24 protein-coding genes and 2 tRNA genes are annotated in these 20659 nt (G+C 69.9%); 10 read left to right on the top strand and 16 right to left on the bottom strand.

All coding sequences use genetic code 11. The features are described 5' to 3' along the window. Positions 1–35: 35 nt before the first annotated feature. From QWU11_RS10500 to QWU11_RS10485, 4 genes are all read right to left on the bottom strand, one after another. Complete coding sequence (locus QWU11_RS10500; protein ID WP_290104934.1) at positions 36–878, bottom strand: helix-turn-helix domain-containing protein; 843 nt, start codon at positions 876–878, stop codon at positions 36–38. A 47-nt stretch (positions 879–925) separates the two neighbouring features. Next, positions 926–1564, bottom strand: a complete 639-nt coding sequence (locus QWU11_RS10495) for a GNAT family protein (protein WP_290104933.1) — start codon at positions 1562–1564, stop codon at positions 926–928. Between the two features lie 160 nt (positions 1565–1724). Beyond that, on the bottom strand, positions 1725–2171 hold the full coding sequence (locus QWU11_RS10490; protein ID WP_290104932.1) for a hypothetical protein: 447 nt from the start codon (positions 2169–2171) through the stop codon (positions 1725–1727). A gap of 449 nt (positions 2172–2620) precedes the next feature. Next, positions 2621–2710: transfer RNA gene (locus tag QWU11_RS10485), tRNA-Ser, on the bottom strand. Between the two features lie 164 nt (positions 2711–2874). Here QWU11_RS10485 and QWU11_RS10480 point away from each other — a divergent pair. Continuing rightward, complete coding sequence (locus QWU11_RS10480; RefSeq protein ID WP_290104931.1) at positions 2875–3375, top strand: hypothetical protein; 501 nt, start codon at positions 2875–2877, stop codon at positions 3373–3375. Here QWU11_RS10480 and QWU11_RS10475 read toward each other — a convergent pair. Together QWU11_RS10475 and QWU11_RS10470 are read right to left on the bottom strand one after the other, a co-directional pair. Further along, entirely contained in the window at positions 3372–4988 is a 1617-nt protein-coding gene (locus QWU11_RS10475; protein ID WP_290104930.1) for a fatty acid--CoA ligase, read from the bottom strand. The genes QWU11_RS10480 and QWU11_RS10475 overlap by 4 nt on opposite strands. Before the next feature lie 64 nt (positions 4989–5052). Then, a complete protein-coding gene (locus QWU11_RS10470) occupies positions 5053–5559 on the bottom strand; it encodes a SigE family RNA polymerase sigma factor (protein WP_290104929.1) in 507 nt (168 codons plus the stop codon). A 273-nt stretch (positions 5560–5832) separates the two neighbouring features. On the opposite strand from QWU11_RS10470, the gene QWU11_RS10465 reads away from it, so the two are divergent. The 3 genes from QWU11_RS10465 (at position 5833) to QWU11_RS10455 (ending at position 7999) form a co-directional block, all read left to right on the top strand. Continuing rightward, positions 5833–6777: a hypothetical protein gene (locus tag QWU11_RS10465; RefSeq protein WP_290104928.1), complete on the top strand. Its 945-nt coding sequence runs from the start codon at positions 5833–5835 to the stop codon at positions 6775–6777. Next, positions 6774–7580, top strand: a complete 807-nt coding sequence (locus QWU11_RS10460; RefSeq protein WP_290104927.1) for a MauE/DoxX family redox-associated membrane protein — start codon at positions 6774–6776, stop codon at positions 7578–7580. The genes QWU11_RS10465 and QWU11_RS10460 overlap by 4 nt, the downstream gene beginning before the upstream one ends. Positions 7581–7681: 101 nt before the next feature. Further along, on the top strand, positions 7682–7999 hold the full coding sequence (locus QWU11_RS10455; RefSeq protein WP_290104926.1) for a zf-TFIIB domain-containing protein: 318 nt from the start codon (positions 7682–7684) through the stop codon (positions 7997–7999). A gap of 157 nt (positions 8000–8156) precedes the next feature. Here the strand turns inward: QWU11_RS10455 and QWU11_RS10450 are convergent, their stop codons facing one another. The 4 genes from QWU11_RS10450 to QWU11_RS10435 form a co-directional block, all read right to left on the bottom strand. Next, positions 8157–9347, bottom strand: coding sequence for an ATP-binding protein (locus QWU11_RS10450; RefSeq protein ID WP_290104925.1), 1191 nt, complete (start codon positions 9345–9347; stop codon positions 8157–8159). A gap of 222 nt (positions 9348–9569) precedes the next feature. Further along, entirely contained in the window at positions 9570–10130 is a 561-nt protein-coding gene (locus QWU11_RS10445) for a TetR/AcrR family transcriptional regulator (RefSeq protein WP_290104924.1), read from the bottom strand. 4 nt (positions 10131–10134) lie between these two features. Next, positions 10135–10782 (bottom strand): maleylpyruvate isomerase family mycothiol-dependent enzyme, encoded by a 648-nt coding sequence (locus QWU11_RS10440; protein WP_290104923.1) that lies wholly within the window; start codon positions 10780–10782, stop codon positions 10135–10137. A 67-nt stretch (positions 10783–10849) separates the two neighbouring features. After that, the gene (locus QWU11_RS10435; protein ID WP_290104922.1) at positions 10850–11845 is read right to left on the bottom strand and encodes a pirin family protein; all 996 of its coding nucleotides are present in this window, start codon (positions 11843–11845) and stop codon (positions 10850–10852) included. Positions 11846–12067: 222 nt separating this feature from the next. On the opposite strand from QWU11_RS10435, the gene QWU11_RS10430 reads away from it, so the two are divergent. The 3 genes from QWU11_RS10430 to QWU11_RS10420 are packed head-to-tail and all read left to right on the top strand — an operon-like array spanning position 12068 to position 13979. Then, positions 12068–12529, top strand: a complete 462-nt coding sequence (locus tag QWU11_RS10430; protein ID WP_290104921.1) for a MarR family transcriptional regulator — start codon at positions 12068–12070, stop codon at positions 12527–12529. A 10-nt stretch (positions 12530–12539) separates the two neighbouring features. After that, a complete protein-coding gene (locus tag QWU11_RS10425; protein WP_290104920.1) occupies positions 12540–13268 on the top strand; it encodes a hypothetical protein in 729 nt (242 codons plus the stop codon). 9 nt (positions 13269–13277) lie between these two features. Then, positions 13278–13979, top strand: a complete 702-nt coding sequence (locus tag QWU11_RS10420; protein ID WP_290104919.1) for a dihydrofolate reductase family protein — start codon at positions 13278–13280, stop codon at positions 13977–13979. Between the two features lie 18 nt (positions 13980–13997). Here the strand turns inward: QWU11_RS10420 and QWU11_RS10415 are convergent, their stop codons facing one another. After that, positions 13998–14312, bottom strand: coding sequence for a hypothetical protein (locus QWU11_RS10415; protein ID WP_290104918.1), 315 nt, complete (start codon positions 14310–14312; stop codon positions 13998–14000). Positions 14313–14402: 90 nt separating this feature from the next. On the opposite strand from QWU11_RS10415, the gene QWU11_RS10410 reads away from it, so the two are divergent. After that, the gene (locus tag QWU11_RS10410) at positions 14403–15146 is read left to right on the top strand and encodes a M15 family metallopeptidase (RefSeq protein ID WP_290104917.1); all 744 of its coding nucleotides are present in this window, start codon (positions 14403–14405) and stop codon (positions 15144–15146) included. A gap of 47 nt (positions 15147–15193) precedes the next feature. Here the strand turns inward: QWU11_RS10410 and QWU11_RS10405 are convergent, their stop codons facing one another. From QWU11_RS10405 to QWU11_RS10395, 3 genes are all read right to left on the bottom strand, one after another. Then, positions 15194–15358 carry a hypothetical protein gene (locus QWU11_RS10405; protein WP_290104916.1) on the bottom strand — a complete coding sequence of 55 codons (165 nt, stop codon included), beginning with the start codon at positions 15356–15358 and terminating at the stop codon, positions 15194–15196. Between the two features lie 29 nt (positions 15359–15387). After that, on the bottom strand, positions 15388–16119 hold the full coding sequence (locus tag QWU11_RS10400; protein ID WP_290104915.1) for a lysophospholipid acyltransferase family protein: 732 nt from the start codon (positions 16117–16119) through the stop codon (positions 15388–15390). 78 nt (positions 16120–16197) lie between these two features. Next, positions 16198–17382, bottom strand: coding sequence for a hypothetical protein (locus tag QWU11_RS10395; protein WP_290104914.1), 1185 nt, complete (start codon positions 17380–17382; stop codon positions 16198–16200). Between the two features lie 104 nt (positions 17383–17486). On the opposite strand from QWU11_RS10395, the gene QWU11_RS10390 reads away from it, so the two are divergent. After that, positions 17487–17822, top strand: a complete 336-nt coding sequence (locus tag QWU11_RS10390; protein ID WP_290104913.1) for a hypothetical protein — start codon at positions 17487–17489, stop codon at positions 17820–17822. Here the strand turns inward: QWU11_RS10390 and QWU11_RS10385 are convergent. Next, complete coding sequence (locus QWU11_RS10385; RefSeq protein WP_290104912.1) at positions 17819–18736, bottom strand: TIGR03620 family F420-dependent LLM class oxidoreductase; 918 nt, start codon at positions 18734–18736, stop codon at positions 17819–17821. The two genes, QWU11_RS10390 and QWU11_RS10385, sit on opposite strands and share 4 nt — an antisense overlap. A 103-nt stretch (positions 18737–18839) precedes the next feature. Between QWU11_RS10385 and QWU11_RS10380 the strand changes: the two genes are divergently transcribed. Beyond that, positions 18840–18928: transfer RNA gene (locus tag QWU11_RS10380), tRNA-Ser, on the top strand. Positions 18929–18931: 3 nt separating this feature from the next. Here QWU11_RS10380 and QWU11_RS10375 read toward each other — a convergent pair. Continuing rightward, on the bottom strand, positions 18932–20617 hold the full coding sequence (locus QWU11_RS10375; RefSeq protein WP_290104911.1) for an AAA family ATPase: 1686 nt from the start codon (positions 20615–20617) through the stop codon (positions 18932–18934). Positions 20618–20659 lie beyond the last annotated feature (42 nt).

Raw genomic sequence — 20659 nt, 5'->3', positions numbered from 1 at the left:
CGGGATGCTGTGTGGCCGGATGCATGACCGCGACGCTATGCCGGGACCGGCCGACCCTCTTGTACGAAACGGCCATCTCCTCCGCGGAGCATCGGGAGGTAGGACGCGGCGTGGTCGTGCCCGCAGGCGCATGCGGAGCCGTACTGCGCCAGCACCTCGCCGGGCGTCGCCCCCGCGAGCCGCCGGCACTCACGGCTGAGATGTGCCTGGTCGTGGTACCCGGCCTCGATCGCCCACCGTGCGAGATCGACGTCGGACCGCTCGTCCACCGAGGCCTGGACGCGGGCGATGAAACCCTGGAAACGCAGGATGCGCTGCAGCTCCTTGGGGCCGACGCCGACCGCGGCCCGGCAGCGGCGTCGCAGCTGGCGTTCGGAGATCGACAGGAGTTCGGGCAAGGCGGCGGTTCCGCCGCCGGATGCCGGCATGAGACGTACGACGGCCTCGCTCACCAGCGGGTCCGGTTCGCCGGCGGACCGTAGGAGGAACGCCTGGAGCTCCGCGAGCGCGGCCTGCGGCGTGGCGGCCTCCCCGAGAACGTCGGTCAGGCGGGCCGGGTCGCTCCAGATGTCGGCTCCCGGGACGTTCTGGTCGACGAGCTCGTCGGCCGGCATACCGGCCAGCCCACCGAGCACCCCGGGACGCAGCCGTACCCCGACGACCGTGCCTCCTGCTGGTATGTCGTGGTAGGTCGAGGTGGTCAGGGGCCCGAGCAGCCGCGGCGGTTCACCGAGGACACACCGCACTTCGGCACCGCCGTGCGGCACGTGCCGCTGCGTCACGGCCTGGTCGCCGACCTGCTGAACCCAGACAGATGAGACGAGCGAGGCGAGCGCGGGTGTCGGCGCGCGCTCCACGTAGGACGATTCTCCGGCCATCGCCCCATCCTGCCCGCGGGAGGATTCGCCTGCACTGCGCTGGGCCGTCAGACGAGGCCCAGCGCGGGGAGACACTCCTGGACGCCGACCAGCTCGATGTCATCGCGCCGGGCCCAGGCGTCTCGGGTCAACAGCCAGCGCTGGATCGGCGCGACCTCGCCGCGGCGGGTGTCCCACGTGGTGCCGTTCTTCGTGTAGCCGAGGGCCTGGGACACCTGGTTGGACGCATGGTTGTCGGTGAAGGCGTCGCTCTCGGCCTCGCGCGCGCCCAGCCCCGCGAAGGCCAGGTGAAGTACGGCCGCGCGCATCTCCGTCCCGATCCCGCGCCCACGCCGGCCCGGCGCCAGCCACGAGAAGGTGGAGACCGTCCCGAACTTGGGGAATTCGGACCCGATCAGATCCTGCATTCCGATCGGCCCGCCGTCCAGCAGCACGACGAAGTACAGCCGCCAGAAGGCCTCCTCCACGCGGGCACGCCCCCGCCAGATACTGCGCAGCCACCGCCACTCACGGTCGGGGCTGTCGGCGTACAAGGAGATCGGGTCGTCGAACGGCCATGGTTCGGCATCGGCGACGCCGGCGCGGACGATCGGGACCAGTTGCTCCAGCAGTTCATCCGTCGCCCCGGCCAATGTCAGCCGCGGCGTCCGCACCTCAAGGTTGAGCGGAGGGTAGGTGTGGACCACACCGGCACCGTACGCAGACAGGGGCGCCTGACGCACCTGATTTCCGCCGTTCACCGCCAAGACCCGCCGACGTGTGGATCCGTCGGCGGGCCTTGGCGTTATTCGAACTAGGCCACAGCGCCGGCCCGCGGATCCGTCCGGGTGTCTGCGGCGCCGCTGCTCATTGCTCGCGCCCCTTGTGGTTCTTCGTGGGTTTGCCGGACGGGGTCGTGCAGGGCGCCTCGCCGGTCGCACCGCAGCGTGGGCACGCGCCGGGCGCCGTGGTCGGCACGACGGCCGGCTCGATGGTCGATTCGGTGGCCGGCTCGATGACCGGTTCCGTAACCGGCTCGACGGCCGGCTCCTTGGCCAGCTCGGTCGCCGGTTCCGTGGTCGTCTCGACGACCGGCTCCGCGACCGGCTCCGCGACCGGCTCGATGACCGGCTCTTTGGCCAGCTCGGCGACCGGTTCCGTGGCCTTCTCGATGGCCGGTTCCGCGACCGGTTCCGCGACCGGCTCGGTCGTCGGCTCGACGGTCGGCTCCGCGACCGGCTCGGTGGCCGTCGAGCGGCGGTCACGTCCCTTTCTCTGTTGGATGTACGCCTTGGTACGGTCGATGATCTTCACGGTTGGGGGGCTCCTAGCGTCGGGTACCGGGCCGCACGGGCAGGCTGGACACGATCTCTCGGACCGCGTCGGCGCGCCGGCGTCTCCCCGGTCGCGCTCCTCGAAGGTCATCAGATCGTAAGGCAGGTCGCGGCTGTACTCACCAGCGAGGAGCCCCGGGTCGATGTCGTCGTGCGACACGAGAGGAGTCCGCCCCGCCGACCGGATCTACTCACGGCAGAGACCCCCGCCGGCGCGTGACGGATTCAAGGGCTTGTAGCAACATCCCTGACCAGGGAGTTCGACGGCTTCCGGCGTAAAAAGCTCGACGCACCCGCGGCCGACGAACACAAACCGTTCACGCGTGAGGAAGTGCCCTCATCGGCTCCGCCCCTGGAGAACCACAAGAGACCGCGAGATCAAAAACACCCTCCCCAGTGAGCGAGTCACCGGAGAGGGTGCAGGCGGTGCGGAGGCTCGGGGATTTGAACCCCGGATGGACGAGTAGCCCAAACCGCATTAGCAGTGCGGCGCCATAGACCGGACTAGGCGAAGCCTCCTGGTAGCCCTCAGGCCGCACACAGGGTACCGGCCAACACACCCATCGAGCAAAGTGGTTGGTACTCACCCCTCTCATCGTTGGTCCTGACTTGGCGCGGACGTCTCTCAGGAACCCTCGGCATCACCCGCACGTCGATCAGAGAAGGTGACACAGGGAGGTGGCATGACGGAGAACTCGTGGGGGGTGCTCTCGCCTCGAGAGCGGGTGCGTGTCTGTCTCGAGGCGATCGTCGACGGGACCACGGCTGAGGCCGGGGACGTCCAGGGGCTCGATCAGGAGCTCATCGAAGAGATCGACAACGATCAGCCCGGGCCGATCTCCGAGGCGTACCGGGCCTTCCTCGCCGCCGCCGGCAAGGGGGCCGGGCGGTTCCTCCAGGGGAGTGACGTCTTCCACCCCCAGATCCTCGGCGTCCGGAAGGCCGCCGAGGAGTTGGTGGAACACCACGGCTTCCTCACCGACGACGACCGCGTCATCCTCATGCACCAGGGCTGCCAGTTCGACTTCACACGAGGCGGCGGGCCCGACCCCGAGGTCTGGTCCTACTGCGAAGGCAGCGAGCCCGAGCGCCACTATCCGAGTTTCACCGACTGGCTCAGGGCCAACGCCGAGGAGCAGACCAAGGCCTGGGCGCACCTCGTGCCCTGGTACGAGGAGGCCTAAGACAGCTCGATCACCTCGAGGCCGCCCTCGGCGTACATCTGGCGCAGCGTCTTCTTCGAGAACTTTCCCACCGACGTCTTCGGCACCTCCTCGATGAAGCTCCACCGCTCCGGAAGCTGCCAGTGAGGGATCCGCGACGCCAAGAACGACCGCAGGTCCTCCGCCGTCACCGACGCCGACGGACGCAGGACCACCGATGCCAGCGGCCTCTCCTGCCAGCGTGGGTCCGGTACGCCGACCACGGCGGCCTCGATCACGTCCGGATGGGCCATCAGGTGGTTCTCCAGGTCCACCGAGGAGATCCACTCGCCGCCCGACTTGATGACGTCCTTGGCCCGGTCCGTGAGCGTCAGGTAGCCGTCCGGGGAGACCATGCCGACGTCTCCCGTACGCAGCCAGCCGTCGTTGAACTTCGACGGGTCCTCGTCCTTGTAGTACGCCCCGGTGATCCACGCGCCGCGGATCTCGATCTCGCCGACGGCGACGCCGTCCGACGGGAGGACGCTGTCGCCGTCGCCGACCACGCGGGCTTCCAGACCGGCCAGGATGCGGCCCTGGGTCGCGCGGTACGGCCACGGGTCCGCGACCCCCGGCGGCTCGTGGGCGATCGAGGCGACCGGCGACGTCTCCGTCATCCCCCACGCCTGCACGACCCGTACGCCGATCTCGTCGAACGAGCGCATCAGCGACTCCGGGACCGCCGAGCCGCCGCACGGCACCAGCCGTAGCGAGCTCAGGTCCGAGTCGTGCTCGACCGCGTACCGCAGCAGGTCGTTCCAGATCGTCGGTACGGCACCGGAGATCGTCGGGCGCTCGTCCTCGATGAGGCGTACGAGCGGCTCGGCCTGCAGGAAACGGTCCGGCATCACGAGCGACGCGCCGGCCATCAGCGCGGCGTACGGCAGGCCCCACGCGTTGGCGTGGAACATCGGCACGACCGGCAGCACCCGGTCCGCCGCGGACAGCGCGAAGGCGTTGCCGGTGCACGCCGCCATCGAGTGGAGGTACGCCGAGCGGTGGGAGTACACGACGCCCTTGGGGTTGCCGGTCGTCCCGCTCGTGTAACACATCGCCGCGGCCTGGCGCTCGTCCAGCGCGGGCCAGTCGTACGTGTCCGGCGCGGCGGCGAGCAGCTCCTCGTACGAGTGCACCGTCTTGCCCGCCGACTCCAGCGGCGCCACGTCCGCGTCGCCGATGACGATCACGTGCCGCACGGTCTTCATCTGCGGCAGCACCGTGGCGAGCAGCGGCACGAGCGTGTCGCCGACGATGACGACCTCGTCCTCGGCGTGGTCGGCGATGTAGACGAGCTGCTCAGGGGCGAGCCGGATGTTGAGGGTGTGCATCACCGCGCCCATCGACGGGATGGCGAGGTACGCCTCGAGGTGCTCGGTGGTGTTCCACTGGAAGGTCGCCACCCGCTGATCGGCGTCGATCCCCAAAGCGGACAGGGCGCCGGCCAGGCGCGCGGCACGGCGGCCCAGCTCGGCGTACGAGGTGCGCCGCACGCCATCACCCGTGTACGTGGCGACCTCGCTGTCGCCGAACACCTCTGTTCCGTAGCGCCTGATCGAGGAGATGGTCAGCGGATAGTCCTGCATCGTGCTCCACACGACGGCCTCCGGGGGTCCGAGTCCACGGGTGTGAGTCGGATTCTGTCCTGCGTACGCCCGGTTGTCAGTAGTCACGCGAGGCGAGTTCGCGTGCCGCCTCGTCGCGGAGCTTGGCGATCGCGCGTGACACGGTGCTCTTCACCGTTCCCACACTGACCCCGAGGGCCTCGGCGACCTCGGTCTCGGTGAGGTCCTCATAGAAGCGGAGGACGACCGCGGCGCGCTGGCGCGCGGGCAGCCGGTCGAGAAGCCGGTCGAGGCCGTCGCGCAGTTCGCTGCGTCGGGTGTGATCGGCGATCGGAGTATCAGGAAGTTCATCCGTGGGGTACTCCTCTATCCTCCGTCGCCGCCACCACGAAATGTTGATATTGACCATCGTGCGGCGCACATAACCGTCGAGCGCGCCGCGGTCATTGATGCGTCCCCAGGCGAGGTAGGTCTTGGCCAGCGCGGACTGCAGCAGATCCTCGGCGTCGGCCCGGTCCGCGGTCAGCAACATGGCCGCACGCAGCAACGTCGACCGCCTCGCGGCCACGAAGTCGTGGAACTCATCATGTGACTCTGCACCCACGTGACCGTCCGGAAGGCTGGGGAGTTCGGTTGCCGACAGGCCCGACGATCGCACGAAGATCGTAATTATGGATCAAGTCGAATCTCATATTCCGGTCAACGCGCCCCACAAATTTGCGAACAAGTATCACGTATTCCCGGACAACATCATTGGTTTATTTGGACAAAGGAGTCGACAGAATGAAGGCTCAGGGTAAGTCTTGACTTGCAGTCTTACTAGGTGCCCTGACCACGTAAGACGTTGTCCAACCGTCCAGGACCCCCGGAGACCGTCATGCCGTCCACCCGCGATCTGGCCCTGCGCCGACGCCGGCTCCGCGAGGCCGTCCACGGCCGCTCGCCGCGCGAGGAGCCCGGCCCCGGGCCGCTGACGGGGATCGGAGGCACCATCGTCGACGCGAGCCCCCACCTGCTCGTTCTCTCCTCCGCGGACGGCTCGGAGGTACGGGTGCCGATCGCGAGCGATGCGTTCATCTGGCACGCGGGGCGGGCCGACGTGACCGCGTTCCAGCCCGGGCGCGACGTCATCTTGCGCCCGGCCGGGAGGGGCGGCCTGGTGGCCGAGCGGATCTGGGTCGACATCGCCCGGGTCACCGGGGTCATCGCCGGGCGCTCGGGGCGCGTGATCGAGGTCGACTCCGGCCGGCACCGCGGGCGTACGGCGCTCGTCGTGCCGCCCGAGTCCATGAGCCGCATCCGGGTCCGCCACCCCCGGCTGGAGGCCGGGTCACTGATCGACGTCATCGGCGTCCGCCGCGGCGGCGAGGTCCACGGGCTGAGCCCGGCGACCCACTCGCCACAGCCGGCCGCGCACGCCGACCGCCCGTCTCCGAGCCGGCGGTCCGGTTCGGTGCCGCTCGTCCTGCGCGGCACCGCGACCTGGTACGACCCCCCTCAGGACGCGTACGGCGCGGCGTACCCGGCGCTCGACCGGCACGGCGACGCGGGCGGCTGCGGTACGGGCCCGGCCTCACCGCTGCCGTTCCTGTCGATCGCCTGCGAGCTCGACGTCCGCAACGAGTGCGCCGGCCGGGCCACGCGTGTCCCGATCGTCGAGTGCGGTTGCCTCGCGGCACGCTTTTGTGACCGGTGTGTCCGTTGCGGCACGTCACCCCGCGGCAGAATCCTCGAACTCACCAGGAGTGCCTTCGTCGACCTCGGCGGCGACCTCGACAAGGGCTGCTTCAACGTCACGGCACGGGTGGATGGGGCCTCATGATCGAGATGCTGCGGGCTCTGCAGATCCCCTTCCTGGCCGGCATGCTGCTGCTGGCGTGCGCCGCCAAGCTGACCGTGCCCGACGACGATCCCGAGCCGCTGGTCGCGCTGCACCGCCGGCGTCCCTTCGTGTACGGGGTGGCGCTCGCCGAGAGCGTGATCGGCGCCGGGTTGCTGGTCACCTCGTCCGGCGTCGTACGGCTGGCGTGCGTGGTGTTCTTCGTCTCGGCCACGTGGATCATCGGCGACCTGGCCCGGCGCGGCACCGACGAGGGCTGTGGGTGCTTCGGCGGGCTGAGTACGGCGCCGGCGGGCGGGCGCGGGCTGGCGCGGGCGGCGCTGCTGACGGTGATCGCCGTCGTGGCGGCCGGAGTTCCGGACACCGGAGTTCAGGTGCTGAGCCGGGCCGGCGCGGGGGGCATCATCCTCCTCGTCGCCGAGACCGGGCTGTTGCTGGCGCTCTCTCCGGAGATCGCCCTCGCGGTCGGGCGGACTCGCAACACGACACCGTGCGAGCTGCTCGACGTGCCGCTGGCGGACACCTACGCGCGTCTGTACACGAGCGACGTCTGGCGTGAGTACGAAGACACCCTGACCTCGGCGGAGCCCAGCGAAACGTGGCGGGAGCTGTGCCACCGGTACGTGGTGTTCCCCGCCCGTGTCGACGGGCGGGCGGCCGAGCTGGTCTTCGCGGTGCCGGTCGGCGGGCGGCGGACTGCGGTCGAGGCGGCCCTGGTGTGGGAGTCCGAGCGCGACGGGCAGGACGACGACTCCGGTCCGCGCCGCGTACACAGCCCGGTTTAAGGCGCGTCACTATCGCCGTATAGCGCTCTCTTGCAGATCCGCTATAGGCCTTTATAAGGAACTCGACTGCGCGCGCCGCGCGTTGACTGAGCGTGATCCCCTTGACGTGTCCCAAGTGCCAGGGCCAGATGCGGCAGTACGAGCGGGGCGGGGTCGTGGTCGATCAGTGCGGCGAATGCCGCGGTATCTTCCTCGACCGCGGCGAGCTGGAGCATCTGGTCACCGCCGAGAGCCAGTGGTCCGGGGCGCCCGCTCCCGCCGCGTACGACGACCGGAGATATGAGCAGCGTCCGTTCGACGACGACCGGCGGCACGAGCAGCGTTCCTACGACGACGACCACGGACACCGCCCCTACGGCGACAAACACCGCCAGAAGAAGAAGCGCAAGAGCTTCTTCGAGGACCTCTTCGACGACTGAGCGGCACACCCGGGCATTGGTCTATCTACTCCTGTCTAGCGAATTTGCAAGACGCGATGATATTCGCCAACAGAGCGCGAGACGCGATGCGTTGATGGCGTTGTCTACGACTCTCTAGCCTGTGGCCAAGAGCGTCGTAGAAAGCTGTAGCGGGTGGTCAGACCGGCTGTGACCTGAGGAAATGACCGAAGTGCGGGACGGTGAAGGCGACGAGTCCTCGCTCGGCGCTGTAGATGAGGCCCTTCTTGATCAGGCCGTCGCGGGCCGGGGACAGGCTTGAGGGCTTGCGGCCGAGCTCGTCGGCGACGTTGGAGGTCGGCACGGGTTCGTCGCCGAGGGAGGCCATCGCGCGCATGTAGTCGCGCTCGGCGGGAGTGGCACGCTCGTAGCGGCTGCCGAAGAAGCCGACGGCCAGCTCGCCTTCCGCCTCGGGCGCCGCGACCAGGATGTCGCCGTCACTGATCGGCGTCTCGGGCGCGATGTCCCAGGCGACCTTGCCGTAGGCCTGGACGAAGTAGGGGTAGCCGTCGGCGGCCTCGTAGAGCGCGTCCAGGGCGTCCTTGGTGAAGGTCACGCCTTCCCGCTCGGCCGGCGCTAGCAGCGCGAGGTCGGCGGCGCCGCGGTCGAGCCGGTCGATGCGGGCGTAGCGGAACAGCCGCTCGGAGTAGGACTTGCTCGCCGAGAGCACGGCCGGCAGGTGGGGCAGGCCGGCGCCGACCACGATCAGCGGGCCGCCGCTCTGGGACAGCTCGTGGCAGGCGGCGCACAGCGCCGAGACGTCGTCGGACGGGATGTCCTGCATCTCGTCGACGTAGAGCGCGACGCCGACGCCGAGGTCGGTGGCGACCGAGGCCGCGTCGACGAACAACTCGGTGAGGTCGATCTCCAGGTCGCCGGAGTCGGCCCGGCCGCGCGCCGCGGGCACGTCGATGCCGGGATTCCACCGGCGGATCGGCGCCTTGCCCTTGGCGGGCTCGGCGTCGGCCTGGGCGAACGCCTTGAGCACGCCGAGGAACTCCTCGATGCGATCGGGCGCGCGGTGCCGTGGCGCCAGCTCGCGTACGGCCATGTGCAGGGCGGCGGCGACGGGGCGGCGGATCGACTGGTCGGGCCGCGCCTCGATCTTGCCGGTGCCCCAGAGCTTCTGGATGGCCATCGACCGGAACGTGTTGAGCAGGACGGTCTTGCCGACCCCGCGCAGCCCGGTGAGGATCATGCTCCGCTCGGGACGGCCGCGGGCGACACGCTCCAGCACGACGTCGAACTGCTGCAACTCGCGGTCGCGGCCGGTGAGCTCGGGCGGCCGCTGGCCGGCGCCGGGGGCGTAGGGATTGCGAACGGGATCCACGCTCTCGGACTTTATGAGGGAATATAGCTGCGGCCGTAGATTTCCGTAGAAAGTGCTACGGCGTGTCGCGCGCGGCCCACGCCGGCAACGCGTCGCGCCCGGAGCGCTGAGTGTCGCCACCGGCCCCGCCTCCCCGTCAATACGCACGCAGACTGTCGAACCTCTGTTCGAAGAGGTCCTCACGGTAGCGCACGGGGCGCGAGGCCGTCAGGGGAAAGCGGGCTATTTTTCGAACAAAGAATCGACCAGCGCGTTCATCGCCGCACCCATCTCCGCGCGCCGTCCGTGCGCGTCCGCGACGACCAGGCCACCCTGCTGCAACGCCCCGAACAGCAGGTGGGCGAGCGGCTCGGGCGGGCCGGGCGCCAGCGACGCCACGGAGGCCCGCAGCAGCCGGCGCGCGCAGTGCGGGTCGTCGAAGCGCAGCGAGCGCTCCCAGCCCAGCACCAGCGGGCCGTCGATGAGCAGGATGCGCCGGACCTGCGGCTCCATGCAGGCGTCGAGGTAGGCGCCGACGCCGGCCTTCAGCGCGGCGACGCCCTCACGGCCGTGGGCGGCGGCCAGGCAGCGCTCGAAGATGTCCTCCTCGATCGCCTCGTACGCGGCACGGAAGAGCTCTTCCTTGTCGGCGAAGTGGTGGTAGAGCGCCCCGCGCGTCACGTCGGCGCGCCGGACGATCTCGGTGGTCGAGGTGTCCGCGAAGCCGTTGGCGGTGAACAGGGCGACGGCGGCGCCCACAAGGGCCCCACGCGTCGCCTCGCCCTGCTCGACCTTGCGGCTCATGCGCTCATCGTAGGGAGTAGATGTTGACGCTCTCGTCCACCCCGAACTCCGCCGGGTCCACGCGGCCGGTGGCGGCGAGCACGAAGCGCAACGGATCGCCGCGCAGGACCGGGCCGCCGGTGCCGATCGATCGTTCGTCCACGCCGTCGAGCGCGATGCGCGCCGGCCCCCACCCGCGGCGTTCGAGCTCCTCGCCGACCCAGTGCAGGCTCGCCTCCAGGCCGGCGCCACGGGCGGCGGGACGCCCCAGCGCCGTACGGATGTCGTCGGCGTGCACGAACGTGTCGTACACGAGCGTCAGGACGGCGTTGCCGAGGGACCGGTCGGCCACCGGGCTCGGGCCGGCCCACGCCTCCTCGTTCAGCGCGGTGAAGAACGGCCGTACGCGATCGGCCGCGTCGCGAAGACGGCCGGCGAGCTCGGCGGGCGTCTCGTCCCGCAGCGCCCGCGCCTGGTCCTCCGGGGTGCGCGAGCCGACGGCGCCGGACGACACGTCGATCGCCGTGCCGGCCACGTGGCCGGCGACGTCGCGCACCTGCCAGCCCTCGCAGCGCGTCGGCGCCCGCCACTCGTCCGGCGAGAGCGGGGAGATCAGCTCCGCGAACGCGTCGTACTCGGCGAACACTCCGGTGATGGTCTCGGCCCGTTCCATGGCAGCGCCTCTCCGTACGATCAAGGGGCGCTCACTTTTACATACATACAGTCTGTATGTATAGGCGTCAGGCCTCCACGGACTCGTCGGCGCTGCCGCGGTGCGGCATGCGCTCGGCCGGTACGGTGCCCATCCGACCTGCCTGGAAGTCCTGGAACGCCTCGACGATCTCCTCGCGCGTGTTCATCACGAAGGGGCCGTATCTGGCCACGGGCTCGCGGATCGGCAGCCCGCCGAGGACGAGGATCTCCCAGCCGCCCTTGGCCGCGAGCGGCTGCGAGTCGGCCGCGGTCACACTCAGGGCGTCGCCCTTCCCGAACACCGCGAGCTGCCCCTCGTCGACGGGGCGGTCGCCCGGCCCGGCCGCGCCGCACCCGCTCAGGGCGTACACCATGGCGTTGAACTCACGGGGCCAGGGCAGGGTCAGCTTCGCGCCGGGCGCGACGGTGGCGTGGAGGTAGGTGATCGGGGTGTACGTCACGCCGGGCCCCTTGTGCCCGGCCAGCTCGCCGGCGATCACTCGTACGAGGGACGAGCCGTCGTCGCTGCTCAGCAGGGACACGTCGCGCGACTCGATGTCCTGATAGCGCGGCGGTGCCCACTTATGGTCACGGGGCAGGTTCACCCAGAGCTGCACGCCATGGAACATGCCGCCCGAGGCGACAAGTTCGGGCGTGGGCTGCTCGATGTGCTGCAGGCCGCTTCCCGCGGTCATCCACTGGGTGGCGCCGTCGGTGATGAGGCCGCCCCCGCCGGTGGTGTCCTGGTGCTGGAAGGCGCCGTCGATGATGTAGGTCACGGTCTCGAAGCCGCGGTGCGGGTGCCAGGGCGTGCCCTTCGCCTCACCCGGCGCGTACTCCACCGCGCCCATGTGGTCGAGCAGCAGGAACGGGTCGGCGAGCGAGAGGTCGACGCCCGGGAACGGCCGCCGTACCGCGAAGCCCTCGCCCTCCAGGTGACGGCCGGCGGTGATGACGCGGGTGACGGGACGCCAGGTGGTCTCCTGCTCGGGGAGCCGGGGCAGGCGGGTCAGAGTCAGCGGGTCTGCGGTTACGGCAGGCATCGTGCCCTCCTCGATCGGGGTTGCGCCCTCGTCAACAAAGTTGAAATTTCAACTATTCCTCCGCGACCGGGCGGGTGCCGCGCCGAGATGTCCAGGGTAACGCTTCCGGTTGAAGATTCAACGATCGCTGAACAGGCGGTATGGACGATACGGTGAGTACCGCTCGCAGTCTGAGCAGGATGTTTTTCGTTGAAACTTCAATCAGTCGTGTAGGATCATGGTATGACCGAACCGCGCTGGCTCGACGCCTTCCAGCAGCGCGACTGGCGTGCCTACGTCGAGGGCAGTGTCCGGCTCACCGACCTCCTCGACCGCGATCTCAAGGCCAAGCACGGTCTGACCATGGCGGAGTACGAAATCCTCGTACGCCTGTCGGAAGCCCCCGACCGGCGCCTGCGGATGGCCGAACTCGCCGAGGTCGCCAGCCAGTCGCGGAGCCGTCTCTCCCACACCGTGTCCCGCCTGGAGTGCAAGGGCCTCGTCGCCCGCGGCACCTGCGGCGCGGACAAACGCGGCGTCAACGCCGAGCTCACCGAGGATGGGTTCGCGTTCCTGTCGAAGGCCGCCGTGGACCACGTCGCGACGGTACGTGAGTTCTTCGTCGACGTGATCGACCCCGCCGACCTGGCCGCCATCGGCCGCGCCTTCACCGCCATCGCGGAGCAGGTCGCCAAGGCCCGCTAGCGGGGCGACCGTGGCTTTGGAGTTCGAGCATCGCGACGCCGAGATCGAGATCGTCGACCGCGTGTGGCGCAGCCGGAGCGACGCCGAGCAGACGATGACCTCCGCGGCGCGCACCTGCTGGCATCTGATCGTGTGGCGCGAGAGCGGGGTCCTGCTCGCCGGGCTGCGGGGACCGGAGACGAAGGCCACGACCGCCCCGGTGGCGGACGAGACCGAGTTCCTCGGGATCCGCTTCGCCCTCGGCACGGTGCTGCGACCGATCCCTGTGTGCACGATCGTCGATGGGTTCGCGCCCCTCCCGGTGACCGAGTCCGGCCGGATCATCATCGGCGGCGACGACTGGGAGGCGCCGGCGTACGACAACGTCGAGGCCTTCGTCCGGCGTCTGCAGCGAGCCGGGCTGCTGGCGCGGGCCCGGCTCGGCGACGAAGACCACGAGGTCCGCGAATGCGCCGATGACAGCCCGACCGTGCGTACGCTCCAACGTCGCTACCGCGCGATCACCGCGCTGTCGCGGACGGCCGTGCAGCAGATCGACCGCGCCAACGCCGCCGCGACCATGCTTCGTGACGGGCACGACTGGCGGACCGTGACCGACCGGCTCGACTACTTCGATCAAGCCCACCTCGGCCATGCGCTACGCCGCTACATCGGGCAGACCGCGGGGGAACTTCAGGCCGACGACCGGCCCGACTCGATGTCGTTTCTGTACAAGAGCGGATCCGGCTCCGGCAGCTAACGTCCCCTGATGCCGACCACCCTGGTCGAGCCCGACCCTGGAGAACAACTCGTGCTGCTCAGCGTCAACACCTTCGTCAGTCTCGATGGCGTCATGCAGGGCCCCGGAGCGCCCGACGAGGACCGTACCGGCGGCTTCGACCGCGGTGGCTGGCTCGTCCCCCATGCGTCCGCGCACATCAACCAGGTTGTCGAGGGCTGGTTCCGTGAGGCTGACGCGTTCCTCTTCGGCCGCACGAGCTTCAGGATGCTCCGGGACCACTGGACGAAGGTCACCGACCCCGCCGACCTGATCGCCACCAAGCTCAACACCCTGCCCAAGTACGTCGTCAGCTCGACCCTCGCCGACGACGAGACCGCCTGGGAGCCCGCCACCGTCGTACGGGGCGAGCTGGTGGACGAGGTGCGCCGGCTCAAGGAGCTGCCCGGCCGTGAGCTGCAGGTGCACGGCAGCTGGAAGCTCGTCCAGGCGCTGCACGAAGCAGGACTCGTCGACACCTACCGCCTGCTCCAGTTCCCCGTCATCGTCGGAGCCGGAAAGCGACTGTTCCCGGACGGATCCACCCCTGCCACTTTCACGACAGAGGAACAGACCTCACGCGTGCTGCCCGGCGGAGTCATCGCACTGGACCTCAGCCCCACCGCGTTCGGCGCCATCGCCGCCGGCGCGTACATCATCGACGACGGACGCTCGGCGACGGAAGTCGCCTGAGCGCCCGCCACCCAACGGCTAGGCGTTCAGGCCCGTGCAGAAGCCGAGCGAGAAGAGCGTCAGGAACGTCCAGCCGCACATGAGGCCGACGCCGTAGAGGCGGGTGAAGCCGGTCATCTTCCAGGCCAGGAAGCCGCCCAGGCCGAACGCCAGCAGCAGCAGGGCCAGGGACTGGGCGACCAGGTTCAGGTCCTTGCCATGGACGACGTTCCTCTCGAAGGCGGAGTACATCATGATCGCGTCGACCAGGATGAACGTGCCGAGTCCGCTCCCCACGGCGGTGATCTCACGCATGCCGAGGGGCGGCCGGCGTCTTTCGTCCGTTTCCACCATGATCGGTCCTCTGCTGACCGGGATCCAGGAGCCTCATCGTCCCGCATCGCCTTGGCCGAAGCACGGCTTCGGGCGTGCAATCCTTCGGCTATGGAACGCGTGAGCCTCGGCATCCTCGCCACCGGACTGTGCGTGACCCTCATCTCGGGCTGTGGCGGAGACAAACCGTCCACCGCCGCCTCGCCGCCGGAGGCCGTCGTCCCGTCGCTGAACACCAGCGCCAGCGCCAGTGCCTCGCCCTCGGCGCGACCGTCGCCGACCGGGCCGCGGCCCTTCGCCGCCAAGATCAGCAAGGTCACGCGCGCGACCGTCAAGCACTCCTGGCACGCCGGCTGTCCCGTCGGGATCAGCGGGCTGCGGCTCATCACGATGACTTACTACGGCATGGACAAGAAGTCCCACGAGGGCAAGATGGTGGTGAACGCCGACTCCGCCACCAAGATCGTCAAGGTCTTCCGCAAGCTGTACGGCGAGCGCTATCCGATCCGGCGCATGGAACTCGTGGACAAGTACGGCGGCAGCGACTTCAAGTCGATCGAGGCCGACAACACCTCGGCCTTCAACTGCCGCAACGCCACCGGAGCGAGCTCGTGGTCGCAGCACGCGTACGGGCACGCCGTCGACCTGAACACCTGTGAGAACCCCTACGTCCACCCGAACGGCCACATCGAGCACCCGCGGTGCGTGAAGTACGGCAACCGCAAGCGCAAGGACCCCGGGCTGATCCACGCAGGCGACAAGGTCGTCAAGGCGTTCCGCTCGATCGGCTGGGGCTGGGGCGGCACCTGGGGCGGCCCGTGGGACTTCCAGCACTTTTCGGCAACAGGGCACTGACCGACCGGCACCTGAAGGCGCGCCCGCCGGTCTTCCCTCCGCCGCCGCTAGCTGAGCGCGAGGACGGCGATCACCGCGATCACGACGATCACGCCGACCACCACACCGACGATCACGCCGGTGTTCGGACTCTTCTTGGCCGCCTCACCACGGTTGGCGAACGCTCGGAACTGCTGCGTGCTCGCCGCGGGATCCTGTTCGTTTCTCGCCATGAGCCGACCCTAGTGAAGCAAGAAGGAGGTCATCGGGCTTTCCCGGCATCCAGTACGGCCGCCTCTTCCGGCGTCGGGGCGGTACCGCCGAGGTGAGAGGGCAGCCACCAGGGGTCCTGCGAGGGTTTTTCCGGATAGTCCGTTTGTACGCGGTCGACCAGTTCCTGCATCCGGGCGCGCATCTCGGCGGTGACCTTCTCCGGATCGTCGTCGGGCTCGGGCCGCAGCGGCTCGCCGATGAGGATCGCGACCGGTACGTGCCGGGTGCCCAGCGCGCGCGGGCGTCCCTTGGTCCACAGCCGCTGGGTGCCCCAGACCGCCATCGGGATCAGCGGCACGCGAGCCTCGGCGGCCATCCGGGCGGCGCCGCTCTTGCACTCCTTGACGGTGAAGGACCGGCTGATCGTCGCCTCCGGGAACACGCCGACGACCTCTCCGTCGCGCAGGAACCGCACGGCGTGCTCGTACGCCGCCGCCCCGGCGTTCCGGTCGACCGGGATGTGGTGCATGCCGCGCATCAGCGGCCCGGAGATCCGGTGCGCGAACACCTCCTGCTTGGCCATGAAGCGCACCAGCCGCCTGGCCCGCCGCGCGCCGAGGCCGACGAAGATGAAGTCGAGGTAGCTGACGTGGTTGCTCGCCAGCACGGCGCCGCCGTCGGCGGGCACGTGCTCGGCCCCGTCGATGCGAATGCGCATGTCGAGCGCGCGGAACATCGAGTGCGCCGCGACGAGGACCGGGGGATAGACGATCTCAGCCATGCCGGAACCGTACGGCATGGATCCTGCGCTGTGCGTGCGGCCCGGACCGCGTTTCGGTCCGGGCCGCACGCAGGTGGGTCACTTACGGCTGGCCCACAGGGCCTTCTTGTCCTTGCCGTACACGACCAGATTGCCGTCGTCCTGGACCACGATGGACGCGCCCGGGTGCCCGGTCGTCTTGGTGCTCCAGAGCGCCTTGGTGCCGTCGTAGACGACGAAGTTGCCGTCGCCCTGCATGAGGGCGTAGGTGTCCGTGCCCTGGGTGCTCGTGCTCCAGATCGGCGTCTTGGCGTCCTTGTAGAGGACGAGGTTGCCGTCGGTCTGCTGCTGCAGGGAGTACACCCCGTTCGGCGAGCGTACGGCGTTGCCCTCGGTCACCTTCTGCCCGGATTGCAGGCCGCCGACCGCGGTGTGCCGCGACCACAGCGCCTTCTTCGCCGTGCTGTAGATCACCAGGTTGCCGTCGTTCTGCACGTCGAGGACCGCTCCCGGGTGGCCGCTGGTGTTGCTGTACCAGAGGGCCTTCTTGTCCTTGCCGTACACGACCAGGTTGCCATCGGTCTGCATCGCGGCGTACGCGCCCGGATGCCGGCCGGTCTCCGTGCTCCACAGCGCCGTCTTGCCCCGGTAGAGCACCAGGTTGCCATCGGTCTGCTGCTGCAGGACGTAGTCACCGTTCATCGACCGCACGGCCTGGCCCGCGGGCAGGGTGTAACCCGGGCGGAGGGTGCCGAGCGAGACGTGCCGCGACCACAGGGCCTTCTTGCCCTGGTAGATCACCAGGTTTCCGTCGTTCTGCACGGCCAGGAACGCGCCCGCGTGCCGGCCGGTGTTGCTCGACCAGAGGGCTTTCTTGTCCTTGCCGTAGACGACCAGGTTGCCGTCGGTCTGCATGACGGCCGTCGCGCCGGGATGCCGTCCGGTCACGGTGGACCACAGCGCCTTCTTGCCCTGGTAGAGGACCAGGTTGCCGTCCGTCTGCTGCACCAGGCCGTACTTCTCGTTCGGCGACCGTACGAACGTGCCCGCGCGGAGGACCTGGCCGCCCTTGACCAGCCCGGTCGGCGCGCTCTTGGCCTGCGGGTCGGAGGTCGTGGCCTGGGCGGGCTCGGCCGCCGCGTTCACCTTCGGCCGAGCCGCCGGCGCGGCCTTGGCCTTCGCCTCCTGGTGCGCGCCCCCCGTCGCCGCCCACGCCCCGACCGAGAGAGACGTCGCCGCGGCGGCCACGCCCGCGGCGACCGCGATGGTCTTGATCCGCTTCACTGAGTCTGCTCCCCTGTTTCGGACTGAATGCTCAGAACGTAGGGGCGCGGACACACCACGCGGCGATGCTTCACAAAGCGTGGAAATGTCATAGCGTCGCATGAATGGGTGGATGGCCGCTGCGAGCGGAAACGGCGTGCGGACGGTCGTACGAGGCTCCCGACGAAGCGCTGCTGCTCCGGCTGCTCGGTGAGCTCGGCCCGGGCAACCAGTTCCTGGTCGTCGACCGGCTCGACGCCGCGGGCGGCGAGCACTACATGCAGGTGTACCGCGAGGTCGACGGAACCTACGTCGTGGAGTACCGGGCGGGCGCGGCCGACCGTCACTTCGAGACCGTGGTCCCCGACCTTCCCGCGACCCTCACGGTCCTGACCGGCTGGGCCGCCGGCTCACCGGGCTGGCGCGACGCCCACGACTGGCGTCAGTGGCCGATGCCCTAACCCGTGAGGGCGGGCGCTAGTTCGCGCAGGTGTTCGGTCTGCTGCTCGATCGTCGGCGCGATCGTCTGGACGCAGACGTGGTCGGCGCCGGCGTCGTGGTGGGCGCGTACGCGTTCGGCGATGGCGTCCGGGTCTCCCCAGGCCACGACGGCGTCGACGAGCGCGTCGCTGCCCTTCAGGTCGTCGTCGGTGAAGCCGAGTTCGCGCAGGTGGTTCTGGTAGTTCGGCAGCTTGAGGTAGCGATCGGCGTACTCCCGCGCGGCGGCGCGGGCGCTGCCCTCGTCGGTGTCGAGGACCACGGCCTGCTCGACCGCCAGGACCGGCTCGTCGCCGAGGATGTCGCGGGCGCGCCGCGTGTGCTCGGGCGTGGTGAAGTAGGTGTGCGCGCCCTGGGCGTGGGTCTTGGAGAGTTCGAGCATCTTCGGGCGCAGCGCCGCGATCAGCCGGGGCGGCGCCTCGGCCAGCGGCAGCGCGAAGGGCACCGTGTCCATGGCCTCGAGGTAGGACCGCATCACCGCCAGGGGCTTGCCGTAGTCGTGTCCGCGCGTGTCGACCAGCGGCGCGTGGCTGACCCCGAGCCCCAGGACGAAACGGTTCCCCCAGGTGTCGGCGAGCGTGGCCGCGCCGTTGGCGGCGGCGGACGCGTCACGGCCCCAGATGTTGGCGATGCCGCTGGCGACCTGCATGTGCTCGGTCCAGGAGAGCAGGGCGGCGGCATGCGTGAACGCCTCTTTCGACGAGGGGTTCTCGCCGAACCAGAAGGCGGAGTACCCGAACTGCTCGATCGCGACCACCGCGGGCCGCTCGACCTCGGCGGACGCCGCCGAGGCGGATATGAACCAGACGCCGACCCGGCCGAGCCGATGCTTCACGGCCGCGAGATCCGACGGCGCCGGTGGTGTGCGCTGGGCCATCGTCGCTCCCTTCCCCTGTGGCTAGCCTTCCCACCCCAGGTCAGGGCCACCCACGGAACGGATGAGACGACAGCGCGACCGGCCCGCTATCGTGGACCCTCTTGGAGGGTTCGCATAGTGGACTAGTGCAGGCGCCTTGAAAGCGCCCAGGGCTGGTGACAGTCCTCGTGGGTTCGAATCCCACACCCTCCGCTCCTAGTGCGGCCAGGCGAAGCCGTCGCCGACCGTGGCGGCCAGCACCAGATAGGCGTCCAGGGTCGCCGACGACAGCTGCTCCAGCTCCACCTCCGCGCCCTCCTCCAGGTGCGGGTCGTACGGGATGCGCACCACCGCGCGGCAGCGGCTCTCGAAGTGGGCCTCCAGGCGGTCGAGGTCGACCGTACTCCGGCTGCGGGAACGCACCATCGACAGCACGACGACGCCGCCGCGTACGAGGTCGCCGTAGTGGTGGGCCTCCAGCCAGTCGAGTGTGGCCGAGGCCGACCGGGCGCCGTCGACCGACGGTGAGCTGACCAGCACCAGTTGGTTCGCCAGGCCCAGCACGCCCGCCATCGCCGAGTGCAGCAGACCGGTGCCGCAGTCGGTCAGGCAGATCGAGTAGAAGTGCTCCAGCACGTGCGCGACGGTGCGGTAGTCCTCCTCGCTGAACGCCTCCGACACCGCCGGGTCGCGGTCGGAGGCGAGCACCTCCAGGCGTGAGGAGGACTGCGAGGTGTAGGCGCGCACGTCGGCGTAGCGCTGGATCTGCTCGTGCTCGTTGAGCAGGTCGCGCACTGTCGTGGCCGTCTCCAGCCGCACCTTGTCCGACAGCGTGCCGCGGTCGGGGTTGGCGTCGACCGCGATGACGCGGTCGCCGCGCAGCGAAGCCAGCGACGCGCCGAGCCCCACCGTCGTCGTGGTCTTGCCCACGCCGCCCTTGAGGCTCATCACGGCGACGCGGTGGTGGCCGCCGGCCACCGGGGTGCGCGCACGCGCGAGAAGCTCGCGTTTGCGGAGTTCCTGCGGCGACTCTCCCGGGTGGATCACTCCGCCGGAGGCCTTGTAGACGGCACGCCGCCAGCCGCCCGCGGGGGCGTGGCGCCTGCCGCGCAGCAGCATCTCGGCGCTCAGGCTGTCGGCGGTCTGGCCCCCGCCTTCGAGCGGCTGCGCGTACGCGTCCGGAAGCGGCGCGAGCGGCGGGCCCTGCTCGACCACCGGCGGCGGAGCGTACTGCTGGGGATACGCCTGGCCGTACTCGGGACCGGGCGGCGGGGCGTACTGCTGGGGGTACGGCTGCTGCTGCTGGTAGGTCTGCTCGTAGTCCGGCTGCGAGGGATAGGGGTACGGAGGCGGCCCCTGCTCGGCGCCGGGCGGCGGCGCGTAGTACTGCTGCTGCTGGGGGTACCCCTGCTCCGGCTGCTGGCCGTACTGCGGCGGAGGGTACTGGGAGTAGGTCGGGAAACCCTCGGCGTCCGTCTGAGTGGCGTCGGCCGCCGGGCGCGGCTCGACGTACTGCGTGCGCTCGCCGTCGTCGTACTGCCGCTCGGCCTCGGGAGCCCCGGCGCCGTTCGGCGGCACGCCGCCGCCGTTGGGCGGACCGGTCTCCTGCGCCGGAGGTTCGTACGCCTGCTCCGGCTGCTGATACTGCGCCTGGGTGTACTCCTGCCCCGGCGCACCCGGGAACTGCGGCGGCTGGTGCACACCGCCGAAGTCCTGCGGCGGGTAGCCCGGGAAGCCGTAACCGTACGGCTGCGGTGCGTCCGCCGCCGACGGGTCCTGCGCAGGTGCGCCGTACGAAGGGAAGGTCGGTGCGGGCGGCGTGTTCGTCCACGCGTCGGCGGGTACCTCGGACTCCTTGGAGGAGTCCTCTTCGCTCGGCTCGCCGGACTCGGCGCCGCTCATCGCATCAAGGGACGCGAGCTGTTCTTCGAGAGAACGACCCGG

This window comes from Actinomadura sp. DC4, assembly GCF_030406325.1.
GTDB lineage: Bacteria > Actinomycetota > Actinomycetes > Streptosporangiales > Streptosporangiaceae > Actinoallomurus.
The sequence above is the reverse complement of the archived record's forward strand: the minus strand, read 5'-3'. Positions and strand labels throughout refer to the sequence as shown.

Bases quoted from the DNA above. Each gene is read 5' to 3' on its own strand.
- QWU11_RS10500 (WP_290104934.1), bottom strand. From the start codon at position 878: ATGGCCGGAGAATCGTCCTACGTGGAGCGCGCGCCGACACCCGCGCTC.
- QWU11_RS10480 (WP_290104931.1), top strand. From the start codon at position 2,875: ATGACGGAGAACTCGTGGGGGGTGCTCTCGCCTCGAGAGCGGGTGCGT.
- QWU11_RS10465 (WP_290104928.1), top strand. From the start codon at position 5,833: ATGCCGTCCACCCGCGATCTGGCCCTGCGCCGACGCCGGCTCCGCGAG.
- QWU11_RS10460 (WP_290104927.1), top strand. From the start codon at position 6,774: ATGATCGAGATGCTGCGGGCTCTGCAGATCCCCTTCCTGGCCGGCATG.
- QWU11_RS10445 (WP_290104924.1), bottom strand. From the start codon at position 10,130: ATGAGCCGCAAGGTCGAGCAGGGCGAGGCGACGCGTGGGGCCCTTGTG.
- QWU11_RS10440 (WP_290104923.1), bottom strand. From the start codon at position 10,782: ATGGAACGGGCCGAGACCATCACCGGAGTGTTCGCCGAGTACGACGCG.
- QWU11_RS10435 (WP_290104922.1), bottom strand. From the start codon at position 11,845: ATGCCTGCCGTAACCGCAGACCCGCTGACTCTGACCCGCCTGCCCCGG.
- QWU11_RS10430 (WP_290104921.1), top strand. From the start codon at position 12,068: ATGACCGAACCGCGCTGGCTCGACGCCTTCCAGCAGCGCGACTGGCGT.
- QWU11_RS10420 (WP_290104919.1), top strand. From the start codon at position 13,278: ATGCCGACCACCCTGGTCGAGCCCGACCCTGGAGAACAACTCGTGCTG.
- QWU11_RS10415 (WP_290104918.1), bottom strand. From the start codon at position 14,312: ATGGTGGAAACGGACGAAAGACGCCGGCCGCCCCTCGGCATGCGTGAG.
- QWU11_RS10410 (WP_290104917.1), top strand. From the start codon at position 14,403: ATGGAACGCGTGAGCCTCGGCATCCTCGCCACCGGACTGTGCGTGACC.
- QWU11_RS10405 (WP_290104916.1), bottom strand. From the start codon at position 15,358: ATGGCGAGAAACGAACAGGATCCCGCGGCGAGCACGCAGCAGTTCCGA.
- QWU11_RS10400 (WP_290104915.1), bottom strand. From the start codon at position 16,119: ATGGCTGAGATCGTCTATCCCCCGGTCCTCGTCGCGGCGCACTCGATG.
- QWU11_RS10390 (WP_290104913.1), top strand. From the start codon at position 17,487: ATGGGTGGATGGCCGCTGCGAGCGGAAACGGCGTGCGGACGGTCGTAC.
- QWU11_RS10385 (WP_290104912.1), bottom strand. From the start codon at position 18,736: ATGGCCCAGCGCACACCACCGGCGCCGTCGGATCTCGCGGCCGTGAAG.
- QWU11_RS10375 (WP_290104911.1), bottom strand. From the start codon at position 20,617: ATGAGCGGCGCCGAGTCCGGCGAGCCGAGCGAAGAGGACTCCTCCAAG.